This is a genomic window from Sesame phyllody phytoplasma, assembly GCF_018390775.2.
Classification (GTDB): domain Bacteria; phylum Bacillota_I; class Bacilli_A; order Acholeplasmatales; family Acholeplasmataceae; genus Phytoplasma; species Phytoplasma australasiaticum.
This window is the reverse complement of record NZ_JAHBAJ020000002.1, coordinates 1-22,222: the sequence shown is the minus strand read 5'-3', so window position 1 is coordinate 22,222 and position 22,222 is coordinate 1. Positions and strand designations below refer to the sequence as shown.

Genomic DNA, 22,222 nt, shown 5'->3' with positions numbered 1-22,222 from the left:
TTAATTTCATATTAAATTAATTTTATAAATTATGAATCCATATTTTTCAATTTGATGGATTTTTATTTTTGTCTTTAGTATAATATACATTAAAGTTATAATAAAAATTTATTATTTATTTTTAAGAACAACATATATTAACGAAAATTCCTTTTTAGATGATAAAAAAAGATAGCTATTTATAAATAAAGATAGCGGAAATGGAATTTTAAAATTAATGTTATTAAATGATAGTATTGTTCCTGAAAAACAATTAATTCATTTGTTACAAAAATATGCTAAACATTCGCGAACATTTCATTATATTCAAGAATCTATTTGCAGTTTAATTACTTTTAAATATTTGTCATACCAATATGAACAAAAACATTTATATGAAGATTCTCAGGATACGAATATTAGTAATCATTTTATTTTACCTGTAAATTTATTTTGGTCTTCTTTGGTTAACCAATTAATAAATAAAAAATTAACCGAAGCAGAATTAATTGATAACTTACATGAAGCTTTTTATAATATTGATATTTCTAATAACAATAAATATCAATATTTATTTAGAGAAATAAATTTATATAAAAATAATTTGGTTTTATTAGACCCTAATTTTATTTCGAATATAATGTTGATTATTAATCAAATACCGATTCATAATTTAAACCAATTATTTCAATATATTATCGAAGAACATCAAAAACAAAAAAATAGTACTAATAAAAAGATTCTAAATTTAGATTTTTTTAATCATTTAATACCTGAATTAGTTAGATCAGAATTATTAATAAATGCCAATATTTATGATATGACTTGTGATAATGATTTGGGATTAATATTAAATAAAATTGTTACCGCATTAGAAATACATCATAATCAAAATTTTAAAGGTAATATATATGGTGGTTGTATTATCTCAGATTATAATAATAATTTATTTACCCGTTATCGTCCTATAGGTTTTAGTTTAGCTCGTATGAATTTATTATTAAAAAATCAAGAATTACTTTGTGTTGATGTCGAAAATAAAAAATTTTGTTTTCCAACATTAGATTTAATTATTTGTGATGGTAATACATTATCCAAATATTATGAAAATCATTACCAAGAATTTTTACATAACGAAAAAAGAAGAGAAATTTTTCAAAAAAATATTTATCCAATGATGTTAAATTCATTATCCTCTAAAGGTAAAATTATTATATTTGGTGATGAAAATATCTTGAGTTCTTTAAATAAAGATTTCGAATATCATCAAAATATAATTAGGCTAAAATCTGGTCAACATGTAGATTTAATAATTAAATTATTAGAAAATGGTTTTTTTCGTTCTCTATTCAGATCAAATGATTTTGAATATGATTATTTACTTTTATTACAAAAAAATAAAAATTTTTATGAAAAAGATATTTTTGGTATTAATTTAAATTTAACAAATCACAAATTATCAAATAATAATAATCTTCAAGATCGATCTTATTCTCCTTTAATAAAAAAAGTTATCCGTAATTATTCTTTGCGTAAACCTAATCTTAATAATTCTAATTTTAAATATTCTTTTGATGAAATTTTAAAAAAATTTTATTATAAATATCTTTTTAAGACTAATAATTTTGTTTCATTTAATGATATAATTTTAATTAATTCTACTCAATTTTCGGATAAATTTCTATATTTTTACAACCATTCTAAAAGATGGTTAAAAATTATTCTTGATCTATTTTTTCTATATTTTTTAGGAAAAATTATTTTAAAATTATTAAATGCAACCAGTATTATAATTCCGTTTATAAAAAATTATTGGTCTACTTTAATTCTGGGAGGTCCATTGATTATTTATTTATTTTCATCATTAACTGTAATGTCGAAAAATATTAAAAAATATTTAATCAAAATAATGGCAATTCCCAATTGGCAATTTTTATTCTTAATAAATATGATTTTTTATCTTATATTAAATTGGGAATCTTATATTAAATAAAATTAATTGAAAAATGAATATTTTCTTAGTTAATTTATTATTTAACAGTAAAAATTTTCTGTTTTTATATGAATTAATTATTATCGAAGACATTGGTAAACCTAAATATTTTTCCATATTTTTAATCTATTATGCTAATTAATTTATCACTTTGCGGAAATCACTTTTGAGAACAATTTAAATCCTTTGAAAAAAAATTATTTAAGGTTTGCTAATATTAAAAAAATTAAATTTTAATTTTTAAAATTTTTAAATAATTTTTGTAAAGTTAGAATTATTCTGAAATATTTTGAGAAAAAGAAGAATTTTTTTAATTTTTAAAACACAAAAGACTAACTATCAAGTTAGTCTTAAAGAGTTTTTTAAAAATTAAAAAGTGTCTAAACTTTGGAACACCTAAAAAATTTACCAGGATTAAATAATAAATAATGGTTTAGTTTTTTTGTTTATAAACCCGGTTTTACTCAATATTTTATCAAGATTTAATTATGTGTAAAACTATAAAAAATCTACGGAATTGAAAAAATTATTTTTTTTGAAAAAAATGGTTTGAGCCGCTTTACGTTTATAATTTTGATATTGCCAAGCATTATCAAAATGAATTTTTTTTAATTCATTTAACAATATTTTAGCTCCATTTTTTTCTACATCAATTTGTAATGGGTTAGTTGAATGATCCCAAATTTTACAATGCAACAAAAAATGTTCTAGTAAATTACAATAAACCAAATTATACCCCATCTGATAACTAAAAGGAGCTTGTTGAGCAAATTCAGGATTAGATAATCCTTTCATTTCATTTTCTTTAATATGATGTATTTGTAAACCTTCTGAAGATCTTTTAATATATTCATTTATTTGAGTACATGTCCGGTTCAAGAAATAGTTTCCAAGAACTTCTCCATATTTATCTAATAAAATTTCAATTATTTGATTATATGTTAAAAGCATCATATAAGGAATACTAAATTCTATTTGATTGTTTTTATTTTTTGGTAGTGTACTTGAATTAAAATATTTTCAATGTCTTCCGAATGTTTTAAGATTATTTTTATTTTTTCAATAGAACATGATTTAAACTTGTTAGATAATACAAAACTATCATTTTTTTGTAATTCATAATAAATAGAAGGATAGCGAACTCGAAGACTTTCATATATTTTGTTCATCAATGACAAATTTCAAGTAAATATCATTTTGAAATTTTATTTCAAGCATAATAATTGATTTATTTCAGGATTATTATTGATTTTTTTGTCATTAATTTTTGAATTATTTGTGTTTTTCTAAATTTAAATAATATTACATTGATGTTATATTATCTCATATGATAATTTTAGTAAATAAGAAGAAAAAATTAATCAAAATCAAAGATAAATATGATATTTATTTATTCGAATTTGTCAGTTAATAAAAATAGATTATCAGCATTTCTATAGTCTAGATTTATCTATTTGATATCTATTACAAAATTTTCTTCTCTAAATCAAAAAAATAAGTTTATTAATGATAAATTTAATAACTTTTTTATTTTAGTTTCCTCTGAACTATTTGGTTGCTAGTAGTGTACAAAAAAGAGATTATCTTCTTATATTTTTGGCTTCTTAGTTTATTGTTTACTCTTGTTTTTCAGGAATCGTTATTAATTTTTTAGTGTTGATCAACTGCTGGCGATGGGTTAGTTTGCTTAAAGTTTGGGATTCCGGGTAACCGCTTAAATTGTATAGTGTTTCATAATAAATATTTTTAGCTTTTGCCAATTCAATTATTTTTATTTTTGTCTGTTGAATTTGATCTTTTTTGGCTTGTATTATTTTTTTCATGTCATCATGTTTTTGTTTCAATTCTTGAAGATGTTGCTCTTCTATCATTAAAGAAGATTTTTTAAAAGAATAAATTTTATGTTCTATTAATGTTTTTTTTTGCAAATCTAATTCTTTTGTGATTTGGACTATTTTGTTATTAAAAATTTTTTCTAAATTTTTATAATGACGTAACTCTTTATTTAAATTCAAAGAATCTTTTTGATATAAATTTAACTCTTTATCAATTTTTTCAACTTTATTTTGATATTTTATATAAATTTTTTCTATAAAACGTAATAAATGATAATATTTATTTAAAATTTTTAAGTTTTCTTCTTTTTTAGATTCAGATTTTGGTTGTCTTTGAAGTATTTTAGGAATATGAGCTAAATTATGATTTTGAAGATGATTAAAAATAAAAAAATTATTTTTTTTAACAGTTAAAAGATAATAAAATATTGAAATAAAAATAAGTAATAAAAATATTATTAAGAATTTTTTGTTTATTATTTTATTCATTTTTAAATTATTTCATTTCTAATGAAAATTGCTTTCTGTTAAAAATTTTAACATAAAAAAATAATAAAACCTATCTTTATAAATAATAATTTATCTTATTAATATTAAAAATATAATTAAATTAATAAATATTTTGTTTGTTTTACTTTTTTAATTTATTAAGTTATATTAATAATTAATTATTATTTGACAATAATTAGTTAATATTTTATTAAAAAGATTTTAAAATTGATAAATAAACATAATTTATTTCTAATAGAATCAAAAATAATTATTTTTTTAACCTCAAATAGAATTTTTAAAAATCAAATTTAATTTTTCAAAAAAAAAAAAAAAAAAAAAAAAATATACAATTAATATTAAAATATAAATAGCTAATTTAAATATATTTATACATTCTTCTCAATCGAGGAATATAACAACAATAAAAAGAGTGATAGACAATGGTTTTAGTAAAAAATAAATTAAGTTTCTTAAAATTATTTTTAGTTATTATTTTAAGGTTATTATTAATGATAAATAATAATCAAGTTATGGCGATAAAAAAACAAGAACTGATTTCCGATAATAAAAATATGAATATAAAATTATTAGAATTATCAATACAACAAAAACAATTAGAAGAACAAATATATTATTTTAGAAATCATAAAAAACCTAATTTAAATTTGGCGGATACAAAAGAAATTTTAAAATTAGAACAACAATACATCCAATTAAAAGAAAGAAAAAATGAAATTTACAAAAACATTTCACAAAAAACCAAAAAAGTAACTTTCAATTTAAAACCATTTATAAAAATTATATAAACAAAATAATTAAAATTAAAACCCATAAAAATTCCTCTTAGAATAAGAGGATTTTTTATCCAAATGCATTTTTTTTAAAAATAAAAATTATAAATTTTATATTTAATATATATTCATAATGATAATACGGATAGATTAATTGCGTTTTATTCAAAGATTTATCTTTGCTGTTTTATTTACAATCAGCCCCCGTCCAAACCGGACAAGCAAGTTTCCCAGCATCCGGCTTTCCATAATTTACTCTCTTGCGAGAACTAATTTCCCCTCACGGTTGATTAGCTATTTATTCTTATTGTTCTTATTCTTTCTGATATCGTGTGTTTGTTGATTGGTTATCTTGCGGTGACAATCTTCACACAATACCTTTGTTCTTTTATTCATGATACTTTGGTGGTGCGCATTGCGGACCGTACCAATGTGATGAATTTGTAGTTGAGTTGTTTTATCGCAGTGCTCACAACGTTCCGCTTTTAGATGGTCGGTTAGATAGGTACGACCTTGGAAAATATACTTATTGATGGTAATATCGGGATTTCCCTTATAATTACGCATTTTTTTAATTTTGTCCCAAGTGTAAACATTCCATAGTTCGTATTGGGTTTCCCCTTTTATTAAGATAAGAAATTCCCCAAGTTGAACCAATTTTACATTTCTTTCGAACTTTGGCAATTGACGTTTTCCGTTTCCTTGCCAGCGTTTTCAAACAGCTATATTCCGCTAGATAATTTAAATGGGTTAAGACCCCCGAGATTGTTAGCTAAACAAAAGTATTGGATAATTCCTCTAACAATTGTCTTATAGGTCCGGATTATTTCTAACTCGTCTCTATCTGCTAATGTTTCATCATGTCTCACCCTTCCCCTTTTTAACCAATTATATTCCTCTCCATATTCTTTAGCTTTCGCCTTGGGAATTTGGATCTAAACTTTGCCATTTAAGGAATTCTTGGTGGCCTTCTCTTGACGAGTTTTATTGGTGGGGTTGACCTTGATCATGTAGGATTAGAAGCCTCGTTCCTTTACTGGCTTTCACAATTTTCTCGCACTGCCCCCCCTTATTTTGTTACAACTTTTAACAATATTAATGATCATCTTGATCGCTATTTAGTTCGGAAATATCTCAGCTTCTCATTAGACGAAAGTATTGAATATTTCCAAAAAATAATTCAAATTAATATGAGTAAATTAACAAAATTGTTCTCTAATAATAAAAAAATACATCAGATCCAAATATTGTATCAACTCACAAACCTATAAAAAGAAAAAAATAAACATCTGTTATCAATCATAAATAATCCTTATCATCTATAAAATTATTTCGATCAAAGCTTATTTTATAATTGAAGACTATCTTTTATCAAAGGGCTGAATTTTATATGAACGCTTTTGGATGCCGAGGCATGTTAAGAAAAAAAGAGGAACTAAAACAAAAAAACTAGTTACGTTCCTAATCAAAAATATTTCTTAGAACAAAAAAACAGAAAATATGCTCAATTCTATTAACCAATTATCAATAAATAATGATGAAATAAATTTTCATTATTAATTTTTTTTAATATTTCTTTCTTAAATTTATATAATAGTGATATATTCAAATTTCTAAATTTGATAATAATATCTTTTATTATCAGAAAGGTTATGAAATTTTATGAATCAAAAAAAATTTTTATAAAAAAAATATTTTATTTAAATAATAGTTATTTTTAGGAATAGTAATTATAATTATGATTAATAAAAATTATCATAATGTTATTTCTTCTTAAACACCTTTATCTTTTTTAGAACAAAAAAAAGAGATTTTCTAACCTGAAGAAGCACCGCTTCCTTCTAATCCACAATCTTTTACAAAACCTATTTCACCTAAAATCAAAACAACTGCAGTATGTTTATAATAAATTAAAACTGATCTTTTTCAAGAATCTTCTAATCCTGCTTTCTTACTACTTGATTTATCTTTCGAAGAAAAAAATTGCGGAATTGAAAACGAGTTGGTAACAAATGTTAGAAGGTTCATAAAAAATTATGAATATTTTATTAAATATAAAAAAGAATATGATCAATACTAATTTGTAATTAAATCCTTTTCCAAATCGAATAACAGTTTTAAAACCACAAACAATTTTATTAGAAAAAGATAAATGATAGAAGAGGTAATAAAGATAAAATTGAAAAAAACTTAAAGAAAAAATACTTGAAATAATTATTAAAATCAAAGATATTAATATTCAAATTAGTACATTAGAAATTAAATAAAAATATTACCAAGATAAGTTAGTTAATATTGAAAAATATAAAAAAAGATAGAAAAATACATGAAAGAAATCAGTGAATATTCTATTATTTCAAAACAAAAATTCCTTTTACGATATCACCTCAACTGAGGGATAAATAAAAGGAGAGTTATAAGTTAAAATGATGCAAATAAAAAATAAATTACATCTTTTGCCATCCTCTTTAATTAGTTGTTTAGGATTATTCTTCTTAATGAATATTAATCAAGTTATGGCAATGAATCCAAACTTTCCAGGAACTAGTAACAATCAACCTTCTCAACATAATCTCACTATTGAAGAAAATATTATCTATTTAAAACAAAAAATTTATGATAATGCAACCACAATAACAAACATAAATAAAACATTAAAAGAATCAGTTAATCTTACTGATGATGAAAAAAAAGACTATTAAGATTAAAAACAAATCACGAACAATTAGTTAATAATCAAAAAGAACAACTAAAAATTTATCAACATCTTTTAAATATACTTTAAATAATGACAATAACTAAAAATATTATCAATATAAAAATAATTTTCTTTTCTTAAATATAAAAGACCCTTTTGCGGGGGTCTTTTTTTATTTAAATAAATATAATAAAACATTAAATGTATTTAATTTAAAGATTTACTATTTAAAAGAGATTTTATCTAATTTATTTTTTATTTATTATAAATAATAAGGATACATATAAGTTATTAATAATATTTTGATGATGATTAATCAATTATTTATCGATAATTATTGCTTTTAGTAAAATGATAAAATTAATTTTAAAAAGAACAACATTATTTTTTAGTTAATAAATCTAATTTTTTTCTTAATTTAAGTTCTAATTCTGTTATTTCTAAATGTAAATCATATAAATTTGTTTTAAGATTATTTTTCTTTGATTTTAAACAAGATATTTGATATTTTAAAAAACTTTTAGAAACATTAAAATGGGATTTATTTTTAATTTTTAAATTCAATGATAACAATTCTTTGTCTACTGTATCAATTTCTTTTAATAATTCATTTTTTTTCCTTGAAAATTGATCTATTTTGTCTCTTAAAATTTCTATTTTAGTTTCTAAACAATCAAATAATATTTCAGAAGATTCTGTTCTTTTGATGGTTGAATAATTCGAACCAGCGTAAACTATATAAGATTTTTGATTATTTATAAATATTAAAGCTAAGAAAATTATAAATAAACAAATCATATTAATTTTTTTTATTTGTATTTTTGTGAACTTAAAATTCATATGATAAAAAACTTTCTAATGAAATTGACAAATATTTATAATTTTTTTATAAATTAATGAATATTTTTAAAAATTCATGAACAATCCATCTATAAGAAATAATAATTTGATTAAATTGCAATTTTTTTCTTAAATATATATTTTTAAATATTAATAGAAAAAAATATTATTAATTTGGTTCCTCAAATGAAAAAAAAGTTTATATTATTTTATTTAAATTTAATATATTAAGATAAAATTAATAGTTATATAAATTTTATTAAATATTTAATACATTTTTATTATATATTTTTTTTGAAATTTTATTTTCATAATAATGGAAAATGAAAAATTTATTTTTAAAATTATTATCATTAAAATAATTATTTATTATTTTAATAATATTAAAAAATAATTTTATTTTTAATATTAATATTAAAACCGCATTTAATAATATAAATTAATTTTTTATAAAAAATCATATTTAATTAAGCTTATTAATATTATAAGTAAGATAAAAAATTTATTTTTACTTTTTTCAAAATCTTGAAATAAAACATTAAGGTAAAAGATTAGGATGCCAAAGATACCTAAATTTCGCGGTATTTAAAAAATAACCAGGTCAGATCGCACTGCACCCCAAAAGTATTACAATTAATAAAATCTGTTAATTATGTTCAAGATCAACTTTATTAGTTGATCTTTTTTTGTTTTTTAAAAGAAATAAAAAGAGATTTCTTATGCTTATCTTTTCTAATTTATTTTGGCAAAGGGCGCGCCGCACTCTGTTTACTACACAACGTTTTTTGAAGTAATTAATAATAAAGATACCAATTATTGGTTACTTTTTTGTTTTTTTGCTCTTTTCAAATGAATCAAGAGGATAAATAGTCAATTTCATAAGGTTAATTCAATGGTTTACATAATTAATATTATAGGAAGTAAACTTTATAATAAAAAACATGGTTTTTACATAATATTTAATATTTTTATAAATAACAACTTTTTTTAAAAAAATTATATATTTTTTTATATAAAAAGTTATTTTTTTGATTTTTTTATTCTAAATATAATTAAAAATAAATTATTTTAAAACCATTTAATTAATTTAAATAAGTTTCACTTTATTTTATTACGTAATAAGTTTCTTAAATATTATCTATATTAAACAATATTTAATATAATTAAACATAGTTATCTAAATTTAAATTTTTCTAATTATAAATCTATTTGAATAGACATTCTAAAATTTATTTTTTTATTATTTGCTTAAACAATTTTCATAAATTATCAAATACATATATACGAAAAATATTAATACAGTGATATTTTGATTATAGAAGTTTTCAATATTAAAAAATGATAAAAATAAAAAATAATAATTTTTAATTAAAACTATTAGTGATTGTTAGAAATATAATCAAGACATGGACAAAGTTACTTTATTTTTGCATAAAAATCACTGTTTTATATTATTATGTTTAAAGAAGTAATTAACGAAAACAAAAAATCATTGACCAATGAATTAACAAAGAAAATTTACGCTTATGATATAAGGATATTAACCGCAGCAATTTAACCAAACTATTACGTCAACAAAAAAAAGATGACCAAAGAAAACTTAAATAATATCAAAACTCACAATGATAAATAAATCGTAAAAAATATATTATGATTTTCAATAAATAAATTTTTTTTAAAATATTTAATTTATAAAATTATATAATAGTGATATATTTAAATTTCAATATTTTTTATTTAAATTCTTGAAATTTTTTATAAAATTATTAGTAATATAAATATTAACTTATTAAAGAAATGTATATTTAATATTCTTTATATAAATAATGATAAGGATAATCAATTAAATATTAAATTGTAAAAAAGGAAGATTTATCTATGTTTGATGATTCAAAAAAAAAATTATCTAGTAAAGCTTTTGTTTTTTTAATTATATTAATTATATTTTCAAGTGCCACTTATTTCATTAAATTAAATAATTATTCTTTTCGTAATTATAACTCAGAGCAAAACTTACTAACTTTGATAAGTGGCGCTTTTTATAATACTTTTTATAATTTCACTTTTCAAAGTAATTTTTTAGTTCTTTTATTTTGTATTGGGACTTTAAATTCTAAATTTCGAAATCATAAAAATTATTCTTTATGGGCTTTTTGTGTTTTAATTGATATATTATTAACCGGCGTCGTTTGGAATTTAATCGCCGATCCTTTTGTAGATTATGAAAATTTTAAATATGAATTTTTAACAGTGAGTTTATGCGAACATACTTATATTCCGATATTATTTACTATTTTTTATTTTAGTAATTGTTATGTTAATCCTCTTTTGGCCCCTTGCCTTAAACATTATTTAGCTTTAATCCATCCTTTGTTTTATCTTTTTTATTCCTTAATTTTAGGTTCGATCAAAAATCAACGTTTTTATAAATATCCTTATAATTTTATGAATCCTTTTTTATACTGTAATATCAGCTCAATAATTAATGATTTTTTTGATTTAAATTTTTATAATAATTTCTCTCAAGGATGGCTTGGTGTTTTAATAAATAATGTTTTCTTATTGTTAGTTTTATTAATTGTTATTCCTATTCTATTTATAATAAAAAAAAAATTAGTCAATATAAAATAATCTCCAAGTTATTCAAAATTTTTATCAATCAAGATTTTACGGCCACCAAACCGTTTCAAAAAAATATTAACCGATAGCGCTTATTTTAAAATTACTCAAAGATTTTTATATTTTTTTGTATTATTGACTATTTTAATAATCAAATTATCACTTTTTCATACTTAGGAACATCAAAATAAATATTTATTTTTCTATACTATTAAAAAAATTCTTAAATTAAACAAACTTATATCATTCACCCTAATCAAGGAATCGCGCTGTACCCTGTTTGTTACACAACGTTTTTTTAAGTCATTAATAATAAAGATACCAATTATTGGTTATTTTTGTTTGTTTTTTTCTTGGGATAAATGGTTTTTTTAATATTACTGCGGTCTTTAAAATATGTACCACGGTAAATTTCTGTCATCGCATCACTCATTATTAATCAGTTCCTTTCTTAAAATTTTTTTAAAAAAGTCTTTTTTTTAGTTTTGATTTAACTAAAAAAGTCCCTTTACAAAGGGACTTTAAATTAATTACTTGCCTTTTTTGATCATCTTTTTTTATGTCAATTGTCGTTTAATAGATGAGGATTAAGATTATTTATGAGATATGGAACATAAAACTATTCTTGAAAATAAAGATTATTCGGTTTATGATTTTTTTGAGGAATTGAAGCTGATTAGTTCTCTGGTTTCTGATTTGATAGCGAAAGTAGCATAAATAGTAAAATTATAACCTAAATCAAGAACTCTGATTGAGCCACTAAACTATCTTCTTTAGTTGAAAAATGAGAATAATATTAAAATTGACAAACTAGTTTTTTACCAAGATAAAGATCTCTTATTACTAAATTATTTTTATTTTTTAAAAATTCTTTAAATAATTTTTTGCTTTAACATTTTATTCCTTTCTAAAAAAATTTTTCAAAAAGATAGGAAATTATTTTTTAATCTTTTAAACAAAAAAGAATAACTTAATAATTAGTCTTCAAGATTTTTAAAAAATAAAAAGTGTCTAAATTTTCGGAACAGCTCACTTATCCGGAATATGACTATTTAGGAGATAGGAGAATAGATTTTTGAAAAACCCTAACAAAAAAACATCATACGTCCATTGTGAGAGTTAGAAAAAATTCGAAAATTAAAAAACTTGAGAAATTAAAGAAAACCAAAACTGATAATTGGAAGAATAATGATCAAAAAAAGATGTAAAGTTTATTTTAACAACCAAAAAAACGCATTTAAAATCCATCATACCAAACCTGGATGCGATGTTGGTTGACATAGAAACAAAACTATGGTGTTTTTAAAGTCAAAAAACTAATCATTAATATCTATATTTTTAAGATTTAATTATTTGCAAAACTATAAAGAATCTACGGCATTGAAAAAATGATTTTTTTTGAAAAAAAATGGTTTGAGCTGCTTTACGTTTATAATTTTGATATCGCCAAGTATTAGCAAAATGAATTTGTTCTAATTCATTTAACAATATTTGAGCTCCATTTTGCCCCACATCAACTTGTAATGGGTTGGCTGAATGATCCCAAATTTTACAATGTAATAAAAAATGCTCTAGTAAATTACAATAAACCAAATTGTATTCCATTTGATAACTAAAAGGAGCTTTTCGAGCAAATTCAGGATTAGATAAACCTTTCATTTCATTTTCTTTAATGTGATGTATTTGTAAACCTTCTGAAGATCTTTTAATATATTCATTTACCTTAGTGCATTGTTGATCTAAGAAATAATTACCAGGTACTTCTCCATATTTATCTAATAAAACTTCAATTATTTGATTATATGTTAAAAGCATCATATAAGGAATACTAAATTCTATTTGGTCGTTTTTATTATTTTGGAAGTGTACTTGGATTAAAATATTTTCAATATCTTCCAAATGTTTTAAAATTGTTTGTATTCTTTTCATAGAACATAATTTAAACTTATTAGATAATACAAAATTATCAATTTTTTGTAATTCATAATAAATAGAAGGATAGCGAATTCCAATACTTTCATGTATTTTATGCATTAATAAATTAATATAATTTATTTTTTGTCTAATTTGTTGTGAAAATTGTTGTAACTTTCTTTTGAAAAAAAGCCGACGAAATATTAATATTAAAATAAATATAATTATAAAAATCGTAATTAACCAAATAATTTTCATATTCTTCATTTTCATGAAAATATATTTTTTATATTTTTATTTGTTTAATATTAAAAGTAATCAATTTATTTGAATTTAAAAATTTTTTTATAATATAAATAATATATTTTTTTATTCCTTTAACTTAAAATTAATTAATAACTATAAAATTTTATATTTATAGAAAATAAAATGCTACATATTGGAATTATTTTTTGATTTTTAGGAATGATTTAACTATCATTATAATGATTGGTACGATTATTATTTTACGGAAATAATTAAAAAAATTCAAACTTTTAAACGTTTTTATAATCACAAATGGCCTATGAAAAAACTTAATTATCAAAGTCCTCTTCATTATTTACAAAATTATCGATTTAAAATATCTTAATTTCATAAATTATTATTTTGCGAAAATAAAAATTGCTTTTTTATTAAATGTGCTTATAATACTAAAATATAAACAATTATGTTTTTGTATTATGTTTTTGTATTAGACAAAAACAATTCCTGATCATGATTTATGCTACATAAATACTTTACAAAAAGGAGAAAATTTTATAATGTATGGTATGTTTTTGGGTACTTATTTTTTGTCGATATTAATATTAATTTTAATTATTTTATCTATAATATTTTTAAGTCTCAGAATTTTTGAATTAATAATAAATTTTATTTGCACAATAAAAAATATTATTAAAAAAAGAAATAAAATTGCTTTTTTATTTATTATTTTATTTATTATTTGGTTGATTGTATGTTTCTGGATTTTTATTAAATGTGTTAAAGATTATGTTTTTTTCTAAAAAAACAATTTCTGATCATTAATTTATGCTACATAAATACTTTACAAAAAAGAAGCAAATTTTATAATGGATGAGGTTACTAAAAATATATTTTTTAATTTGATAGCAATTTTAAGCGTTTTCTTGTTAATTATATTATTTTTAAGTTGCAAAGTATTGAGTTTAAAAATAAAAAATTTTATAAAAAAAATAGAAAATAGTATTTACAAAAGACATGCAATTGTGAGTTTATGTATTATCATTTTTATTTGTTGTTTTTTTCTGTTGTTATTGCTTTAATGACAAAAAAATAATAATATTAAATATTTAGTTAAAAGAAAAAGAAGGAGTTACTCGAGAATGAATGTTCTTTAATGGATTAATTTAGGCTTATCTGTTGTAAGTATTTATGGGAATTAATTATTAATTTTTTATATCCCGTTTTTTTATCTGTCAAGTGTTATAAAATAAATTTATTAAAATTATTAAGTTATAACTTATAATTTTCATGATTAGACAATTATTAAATAGCGTCTTCAGACGTTTTAGTGCATTGTTGATATATAAACATACTAATACATTGGTGAAGCTTTTGTTCATAATGCTGATTTCAAATTAACTAATTTCCACCTGAACTTCAACCCTTTACGTAAAACTTTATCTCTCTTTAAAGATAAACATAATAACGATAAAGTAAAAGAAGCTGAAAATAATAAAAGAGTCAGCTCTGACTGGTAACAAAATTATACCAACTGCTAATATATTAAAATTCAAGAAATAAAAATTAAAGGAGATTTAATTAATGTTTAAATTACAAAATCAATTTAAAATAATAAGTATTTGTTTATTTATTTTTTTAGGACTATTATTTAAAATGAATAATAATCAAGTAATGGCGATGAATAATTTAAATGATGAAAATTACATAAATAATGAAATTAATAAACTTTATTTAGAACGAAAAGAATTAGCTACTAAAATTTCATATTTTCTTATTCATCATTTAGATGATGATGTAAAATTACAAAAACAATTAAATGATTTAGATCAAAGAATTAAAAATCTTTATCAAAGAATTTATGATATCAAACTTTTAAAGTCTATAAATGAACAAATTTGGCATGATTCATATGAAAGAAATCAAATAGCAATTCAAATTTTAAGTATTTCCTATCAAAACCCCGCAATACAAGAACTTATGACAAAACATCAAAAATTAGTGATAAAAATTAATAATCTAAACCAAAAATATATTAATTTACAATATAAATTAAATGAATTTAATTAATTTTTAATCACAACCCCAAGACCCTCCTCTCTCAGGGTCTTTTTTTATTTGATACACAAAATCTTAAAAAGGAAACCAAAAAATATGTTAATTAAAAAAATCTTTTCATCTTTACAAAACAACCTCATCTTTTTTATCATTTTTATTTAGAATCAGAAAAAATTTTTGAAAAAAAATCGTAAATAATACGGATAGATTAATTGCGTTTTATTCAGCGATTTGTCTTTGCTGTTTTATTTACAATCAGCCCCCGTCCAAACCGGACAAGCAAGTTTCCCAGCATCCGGCTTTCCATAATTCACTCTCTCTCGAGAACTAATGTCTCCTCGCGGTTAATTAGCTATTTATTCTTATTGTTCTTGTTTCTAATATCGTGTATTTGTTGATTGGTTATCTTGCAATGACAATCTTTACACAATACCTTTGTTCTTTTGTTCATGATACTTTGGCGATTCGCATTGCGAACCGTACCAATGTGATGAATTTGAAGTTGGGTTGTCTTGTCGCAATGCTCACAACGTTCCGCTTTTAGACGGTCAGCTAAATGGGTACGACCTTGGAATATATATTTATTGATGGTAATATCCGGGTTTCCTTTGTAATTGCGCATTGTCTTAATTTTGTTCCAAGAGTAAACATCCCATGTTTCGTATTGGGTTTTCCTTTTATTAAGATAAATAATCCCCCAAGTTGAACCAACTTTATATTTCTTTCGAACTCTGGCAATTGACGTTTTCTATTTCCTTGCCAGTGTTTTCAGACAGCTATACTCCGCTAGATAACTTAAGTGAGTAAAAACACTTAGATTGTTAGCTAAACAAAAGTATTGGACATTCCTCTAACAATTGTTTTATAGGTCCGAATTATTTCTAATTCGTCTCTTTCTGCTAATGTTTCGTCGTGTTTCACCTTTCCCCCTTTTAACCAATTATATTCATACCCATATTCCTCGACTTTCGCCTGGGTTTGAATCTGAACTTTGCCGTTTAAGGAATCCTTAGTTGTTTTCCTTTCCCGGGTTTTATTGGTAGGGTTAACCTTTATCATGTAGGATAGAAACCTCGTTCCTTTGTTGGCTTTAACAACTTTGGACTTATCCTTACTAACCGTAAGGTTCAAGTCTTGCGTTAGCCATCGAGTTGCTTGGTTTTTGATGTTATACGCCTCATTATATTCTCCCTTAACGCCAATGATAAAGTCATCAGCATAACGGCTATATTCAACTCTTGGTTTTATATTTAGGTTGATGTGTCTGTCAATCCCCAGATTATGGTGCTGGTTTCTAATCCATGCTTTCTTATATTCTGGGTTACTCTTCCTAATAGGTATTCCTTCTTTAATCAGTCTCTCCATTTTCAGGTCAATGTGGTGTAAATATACATTCGCCAACAAGGGGGAAATAATCCCTCCTTGAGGGGAGCCTGATAAAGACTCGTATTTGATTCCCTCTTTAATGAAACCGGCTTTAAACCATTTGCTAATGGTTGCGAGTGTTTTATTCTTTTTGATGAACTGATTTAAGGTTCTCATCAGAATCTCATGATTGATGGCATCAAAGTAACCTTTTAAGTCGATTTTGACAATATAATCTATTCCTTTAAATCTTTGTTTGATACGTTTGATAGCATCATGACATGATTTTTTGGTTCTAAATCCAAAACTCCATTCTGAGAAGATATTTTCGAAATAGGGAGTTAAAAGTTGTTCCAGGCATTTTTGTATCAATCTATCTTTGATGGTCGGTATGCCCAAGGGTCAGGTTTTTTTGTTATCTTTAGGAATGAAGATTCTTTTAACTGGCTTTGGGTGGTAACCATTGTTAACGTATTCCAGATGGTATCTCTTTAATCTTTCCAGATTGATTCCATCAATGGTTTTATTGTCAATTCCGGGTGTACCTGCCCCTTTGTTAGCCGTAATTTTATTAAATGCTGTTAATGTGTTGTAAAAGTTATTCATTCCTTGCTGGAGTTCTCTTTTCAGAGAATAGCCATTTGATGAACAATATTAAATCTTATTCAATGTTCGTGAAAGTTTAGTTTCTGGTGAAACCGTTGTTGACATAATCTATCAACTCCTTCCTTGATGCCATTGAATAAATAGTGAATTACTTTCTTCTTTCGCCCTATAAGAGTGATTAACTCTCTTCTCGGTAAGACGATTAACTAAATTATTCCAAATTTAGGTTTACTCTTACGACTACTAAGAAGATTCTTTATCCTTGACCATCCAGACATCTCCAGATTAGTAAACTTAATTACTTAGTTTTAGGATTCTCCAAGTTACCTTAAATTTCTACCTTAATTTTTTAGGGGAAGTATCCTCGTTAAGAGGTTGATTCCAGGTTTCTCTATTCGATAAACTACTCAGTACTCAAAATATATACTAGTAGACTCTGGACTGTCCGTTTAAGCAACTTCCGAGACAGGTTCAGAAATTACATCAATTTACCTTCTTAGGCCATTTCAGGCTTCTCCATAAAATTATTCGGTGGCGGGGTCATCTTGACTAATTTGCTTTCGTCTCAACCCGCTTTTATGGTTTGCTCTAATCTGACATTCTTTCGTTTGCCCTACCAACCATATCCTTTCAGGGTTTATCAGCCCTGGTTATTGGTTAGATAACAGGAAATTTAAGCATCTTTGGCGCCCTTTTGATTTCTGTAAACTTCTAATATCTCACCAACGATTAAAAACAAAAAAAAATTTATACCTTTTGTACTTCTCAAAAATTCCATAATTTGTTCATCAGTCATTGATTCGCTAAAAATAATTCTTGAAATAAAATTTTTTCTAAAGGAAATTATCATTTTATCATCGAAAACGTCTAAAATGGTTTTTTTAAAATCTTCAAAATAATTATCGATTTTGAAATTTATAAAAAATTCTAAAATATTTAGATTCCTATTATCATAAGTTTCATTCATAATTCTAACAGGAGTATCTTCACTGATTTCTCTCAAAAATTTTACAATTTCTTCATCGGTTTTAGATTTATCAAAAAAAATAGGAATATAATTTTCTTGCGCTGCAAATTTTAATTTTTCATCAGCTACATCTAAAACTTTTTCTTTAAAATAAAAATAAACATAATCCTTCTGATCTTCTGAAGTTTTTTGATATATATTTTTTTCCGGATTTTGATTATATAAATTGATTTCTGATGTTTTCGATAAATTTTTTTCATCACAGCCATAAACGTCATAAGCTTTAGAAAAAATTAAAGTTAAAAAAAACATAATGGATATTGAAAAAATTTTTAAATTCATTATTTTACCCCTTTTTTTATTTATTAAAAAACAAGAATAATTCAACAATGTATATTTATATTATAATCTTTTTTTAAAAAACAAAAAAAGACCAACTTTAAAATTGGTCTTTATTATTAATTCTTTTCTTTATTTTTTATTCCATGTTATCACTGTAACCTCTTCATTTGGTTGTGTAACGAATGGGAAGCATTGCGAATTAATTTTATTACATTTATAATCCATTAGCTTTTAATTGAATAAAATAAACAAAAATCTAAAAAAATTAAATCTCAATTTACACTAAATAAAAAAATAAAACATTATTTTTTATTAAAAAATGATATATTTTATGGATTTTTGTGATTCGTCTAAAAAATCAATAAAAGTAACAAAACTTTAACTATGATGAAAATTTTAACACTTTTAAAATTAAATTAATTAAATATCATCAATCACACAATAAAAATAAAAATTTTATTTTTTAATTATTAAAACAAAAAATGCTCTAAAAAAAGTGTTAATTATTATTTTTTTTAGGTCTTAAATAATATTCATTATATTCATAACAAGAAGACATAATCTTCAAAAATTCTTTTGTTAAATTGTTCACATATGCTGCTATTTCTTCTTTGTCTTTAAAATTAAAGCTATTTATTTGACTAAGTGATTGAATAAATTGACGACTTTGATTGTGAATTTCTTTACGGTGTTTATCATTAATTTCATAATTTTTTTTGGCATGGTTGATGTTAAATTCTAAATGATAACAAGCAATGTTAAGCAAAATATCATAACCAGTATCAGGGTTTGGTATTTTAACAATCAAAAAATTATCATTAAATTTTGTTTTTTGGTTTTGTTTTTTACCATTTTTTAAATTAATCCATTTATTAATTTCTTCTAAAATTTCTTTAAATTTATTTTTTTGAAATCCATTTACTAATAAAACAATTGAAGCATAAAGAAAACGATGATGCATTCTATGTAATACTTGCTTATAAACAAATTCTAAATCCTCTTGATTATAATAATTTTTAGTTTCAATAATATAATCATAATCAACCAAAACATCGACTTTACCATGACCTTTTATTGATTCTCTATCAGTTTTTTTGCCTATGTTTTTAAAATGATCTGCAATATAAGAATTAATAAAATCTTCAGAAAATTTAGTTTCGTAAAAAACTTTTAAAAAATGCCCATTACTTTCAAAATTTGTCATAATTTGGTCTAACAATTGAATTATTTCAAAATATTTTTCTCTTTTTATCGACATAAATTTTTTAGATTAATCTTTCTTAATTTTAAAAAAACGGGATAAAATAGATGGTTTAATGATACATTTCGAATATAATTTATGAGGATCATAAGTTGTTTTCCATGGGAATTCGTTATAAGTCTTTTTACTAAGTTGCTTATCACTCAGATTACCAAAATCATCAAAAACTTGTTCTAAAATTGCTTTTTGTTCTTCGGTAAAAGGGGAATTTGTCATTTGCGAACTAAAATCAAAATAATATTGTTTTTGAAATTCTTGTTTTAAAGTTTCCGCATAAACAGAAGAAATAATAGGACCATACGGCCACGCTTCGATGGCATCCTGAAATAAAACCTTATTATATCTGGCCAAATAATAACCTTGTGCATAATAAAGTAATTTTTGAATTTTGGTTTTATTTATTTTTTTATCTTTATTTACAAAAAACTGAGCAACATCGAAAACATTGATTTTATTTTCCGGATTTACCATAATTAACTCCTTTTTAAAACCATTTTGAATATTAGAAGTATAACATTTTTATTTTAAAATTACAATCTTCTTTTTTATATAAGTGGAGAGTTTTTTTAATTTTTTCTTTTCTTATCGTTTGATATTTAGATAAAAAATAAAAATGAATGACTAATTTAATTTTTAATTTACCTTGTCTTTACTGAAATAACAGATAATTAAATTGACAATAATTTTTTTGGCTTCCTCATCGGAAATCTAAGGATTTATTTTAATAAAATAATATTTTAATAATTTTTATTTTTTAATATAATTTTTTTTAAAGTATTATAGAATATAAATTGTAAAATTATAAATTAATTTTAATTTTAAAATAAAAGGATTTTTTAAAAAAATATGTCAAAATTATATTATTTATCTGGGCGCCAAAGAGGCCTAAATTTCGTGCTATTTAACCAATAGCCAGGGCCGATAAACCCTGAAAGGATATGGTCGGTCTAACAAACGAAAGAATGTCAGATTAGAGCAGACCATAAAAGCGGGTTGCGACGAAAGCAAATTAGTCAAGAAGACTCCGCCACCAAATAATTCGATGGAGAAACCTGCAATGGCCTAAGAAGGAAAATGGATGTAATTAATAAACCTATCTGTAAGTTGCTTTACCCAGATAGTCCAGAGTCTATCAATATTATAGATAAGTATTGGATAGTTTATCAGATAAAGGAAACCTGGAATCAGCCTCTGAACGAGGATACTTCCCCTAAAGAATTAAGGTAGAAATTTAGCGTAACTTGGAGAATCCTAAAACTAAGTAATTAAATTTACTAATCCGGAAATAAAAGCCCGGATGGTCAAGGATAAAGCATCTTCTTAGTAGTCGTAAGGGTAAACCTAAATTTGGAATAATTTAGTTAATCGACTTACCATGAAGAGAGTTAATTACTCTTATAGGGCGAAAGAAGAAAGTAATTTACTATTTATTCAATGGTATCGGGGAAGGAGTTGATATTATGTCAACAACGGTTTCACCAGAAACTAAACTTTTACGAACATTGAGTAAAATTCAATATCGTTCAACAAATGGCAGTTCCTTAAAAAGAGAACTCCAGCAGGGAATGAATAACTTTTATAACACATTAACAGCATTTAATAAAATTACGGCTAACAAAGGGGCAGGTACACCCGGAATCGACAATAAAACCATTGATGGAAATTATCCAATACTTTTGTTGAGCTAACAATCCAAATGTTTTGACTCACTTAAGTTATCTAGCTGAATACAGCTGTTTGAAAACACTAGCAAGGAAAAGGAAAACGTCAATTGCCAGAGTTCGAAAGAAATATAAAGTTGGTTCAACTTGGGGGATTACTTATCTTAATAAAGGGAAAACCCAGTACGAACCATGGAATGTTTACTTTTGGGACAGAATAAAAAAAATGCGTAATTACAAGGGAAACCCGGATATTACCATCAATAAATATATATTCCAAAGTCGTACCCATTTAGCTGACCGTCTAAAAGCGGAACGTTGTGAGCATTGCGACAAAACAACCCAACTTCAAATTCATCACATTGGTACGGTTCGCAATGCGAATCGCCAAAGTATCATGAACAAAAGAACAAAGGTATTGTGTAAAGATTGTCATCGCAAGATAACCAATCAACAAATACAAGATATTAGAAACAAGAACGATAAGAACAAATAACTAATCAACCGTGAGGAGAAATTAGTTCTCGAAAGAGAGTAAATTATGGAAAGCCGGATGCT

15 protein-coding genes and 2 pseudogenes are annotated in these 22,222 nt (G+C 23.1%); 7 read left to right on the top strand and 10 right to left on the bottom strand.

Going from position 1 to position 22,222, the window contains the following annotated elements:
* The first annotated feature begins 217 nt into the window (after positions 1-217).
* Positions 218-1,972, top strand: coding sequence for a hypothetical protein (locus tag KHD59_RS00405; RefSeq protein WP_213680343.1), 1,755 nt, complete (start codon positions 218-220; stop codon positions 1,970-1,972).
* Between the two features lie 498 nt (positions 1,973-2,470).
* On the opposite strand, the gene KHD59_RS00400 is transcribed toward KHD59_RS00405, so the two are convergent.
* The 3 genes from KHD59_RS00400 to KHD59_RS00390 form a co-directional block, all read right to left on the bottom strand.
* On the bottom strand, positions 2,471-2,926 hold the full coding sequence (locus tag KHD59_RS00400) for a hypothetical protein (protein WP_213680342.1): 456 nt from the start codon (positions 2,924-2,926) through the stop codon (positions 2,471-2,473).
* Between the two features lie 17 nt (positions 2,927-2,943).
* Positions 2,944-3,141, bottom strand: coding sequence for a hypothetical protein (locus tag KHD59_RS00395; protein WP_213680341.1), 198 nt, complete (start codon positions 3,139-3,141; stop codon positions 2,944-2,946).
* A gap of 447 nt (positions 3,142-3,588) precedes the next feature.
* Positions 3,589-4,296 (bottom strand): effector, encoded by a 708-nt coding sequence (locus tag KHD59_RS00390; protein ID WP_213680340.1) that lies wholly within the window; start codon positions 4,294-4,296, stop codon positions 3,589-3,591.
* Between the two features lie 443 nt (positions 4,297-4,739).
* Between KHD59_RS00390 and KHD59_RS00385 the strand changes: the two genes are divergently transcribed.
* Positions 4,740-5,105 (top strand): SVM family protein, encoded by a 366-nt coding sequence (locus KHD59_RS00385; protein ID WP_213680339.1) that lies wholly within the window; start codon positions 4,740-4,742, stop codon positions 5,103-5,105.
* A gap of 279 nt (positions 5,106-5,384) precedes the next feature.
* Here KHD59_RS00385 and KHD59_RS02525 read toward each other — a convergent pair.
* Positions 5,385-6,143: pseudogene (locus tag KHD59_RS02525) on the bottom strand (group II intron reverse transcriptase/maturase); the annotation flags it as partial.
* A gap of 1,373 nt (positions 6,144-7,516) precedes the next feature.
* Between KHD59_RS02525 and KHD59_RS00370 the strand changes: the two are divergent.
* On the top strand, positions 7,517-7,792 hold the full coding sequence (locus tag KHD59_RS00370) for an SVM family protein (protein WP_238120198.1): 276 nt from the start codon (positions 7,517-7,519) through the stop codon (positions 7,790-7,792).
* Between the two features lie 377 nt (positions 7,793-8,169).
* Here the strand turns inward: KHD59_RS00370 and KHD59_RS00365 are convergent, their stop codons facing one another.
* The gene (locus tag KHD59_RS00365) at positions 8,170-8,628 is read right to left on the bottom strand and encodes a hypothetical protein (protein WP_004994645.1); all 459 of its coding nucleotides are present in this window, start codon (positions 8,626-8,628) and stop codon (positions 8,170-8,172) included.
* Between the two features lie 1,878 nt (positions 8,629-10,506).
* Here KHD59_RS00365 and KHD59_RS00360 point away from each other — a divergent pair.
* The gene (locus KHD59_RS00360) at positions 10,507-11,259 is read left to right on the top strand and encodes a hypothetical protein (protein WP_213680338.1); all 753 of its coding nucleotides are present in this window, start codon (positions 10,507-10,509) and stop codon (positions 11,257-11,259) included.
* Between the two features lie 1,326 nt (positions 11,260-12,585).
* Here KHD59_RS00360 and KHD59_RS00355 read toward each other — a convergent pair.
* Positions 12,586-13,434 (bottom strand): hypothetical protein, encoded by an 849-nt coding sequence (locus tag KHD59_RS00355; protein WP_213680337.1) that lies wholly within the window; start codon positions 13,432-13,434, stop codon positions 12,586-12,588.
* A 1,554-nt stretch (positions 13,435-14,988) separates the two neighbouring features.
* Here KHD59_RS00355 and KHD59_RS00350 point away from each other — a divergent pair.
* Positions 14,989-15,474: an SVM family protein gene (locus KHD59_RS00350; protein ID WP_193622173.1), complete on the top strand. Its 486-nt coding sequence runs from the start codon at positions 14,989-14,991 to the stop codon at positions 15,472-15,474.
* A gap of 340 nt (positions 15,475-15,814) precedes the next feature.
* Here the strand turns inward: KHD59_RS00350 and KHD59_RS02520 are convergent.
* The 4 genes and pseudogenes from KHD59_RS02520 to KHD59_RS00315 form a co-directional block, all read right to left on the bottom strand.
* Positions 15,815-17,538: pseudogene (locus KHD59_RS02520) on the bottom strand (reverse transcriptase domain-containing protein).
* Positions 17,539-18,106: 568 nt separating this feature from the next.
* On the bottom strand, positions 18,107-18,742 hold the full coding sequence (locus tag KHD59_RS00325; protein WP_213680336.1) for a hypothetical protein: 636 nt from the start codon (positions 18,740-18,742) through the stop codon (positions 18,107-18,109).
* 499 nt (positions 18,743-19,241) lie between these two features.
* The gene (locus KHD59_RS00320) at positions 19,242-20,000 is read right to left on the bottom strand and encodes a hypothetical protein (protein ID WP_213680335.1); all 759 of its coding nucleotides are present in this window, start codon (positions 19,998-20,000) and stop codon (positions 19,242-19,244) included.
* Positions 20,001-20,012: 12 nt separating this feature from the next.
* Complete coding sequence (locus KHD59_RS00315) at positions 20,013-20,474, bottom strand: Panacea domain-containing protein (protein WP_213680334.1); 462 nt, start codon at positions 20,472-20,474, stop codon at positions 20,013-20,015.
* Positions 20,475-21,463: 989 nt separating this feature from the next.
* On the opposite strand from KHD59_RS00315, the gene KHD59_RS00310 reads away from it, so the two are divergent.
* On the top strand, positions 21,464-21,691 hold the full coding sequence (locus KHD59_RS00310; RefSeq protein WP_213680356.1) for a hypothetical protein: 228 nt from the start codon (positions 21,464-21,466) through the stop codon (positions 21,689-21,691).
* A 13-nt stretch (positions 21,692-21,704) separates the two neighbouring features.
* Positions 21,705-22,160 (top strand): hypothetical protein, encoded by a 456-nt coding sequence (locus tag KHD59_RS00305; protein ID WP_238120194.1) that lies wholly within the window; start codon positions 21,705-21,707, stop codon positions 22,158-22,160.
* Positions 22,161-22,222: the final 62 nt, after the last annotated feature.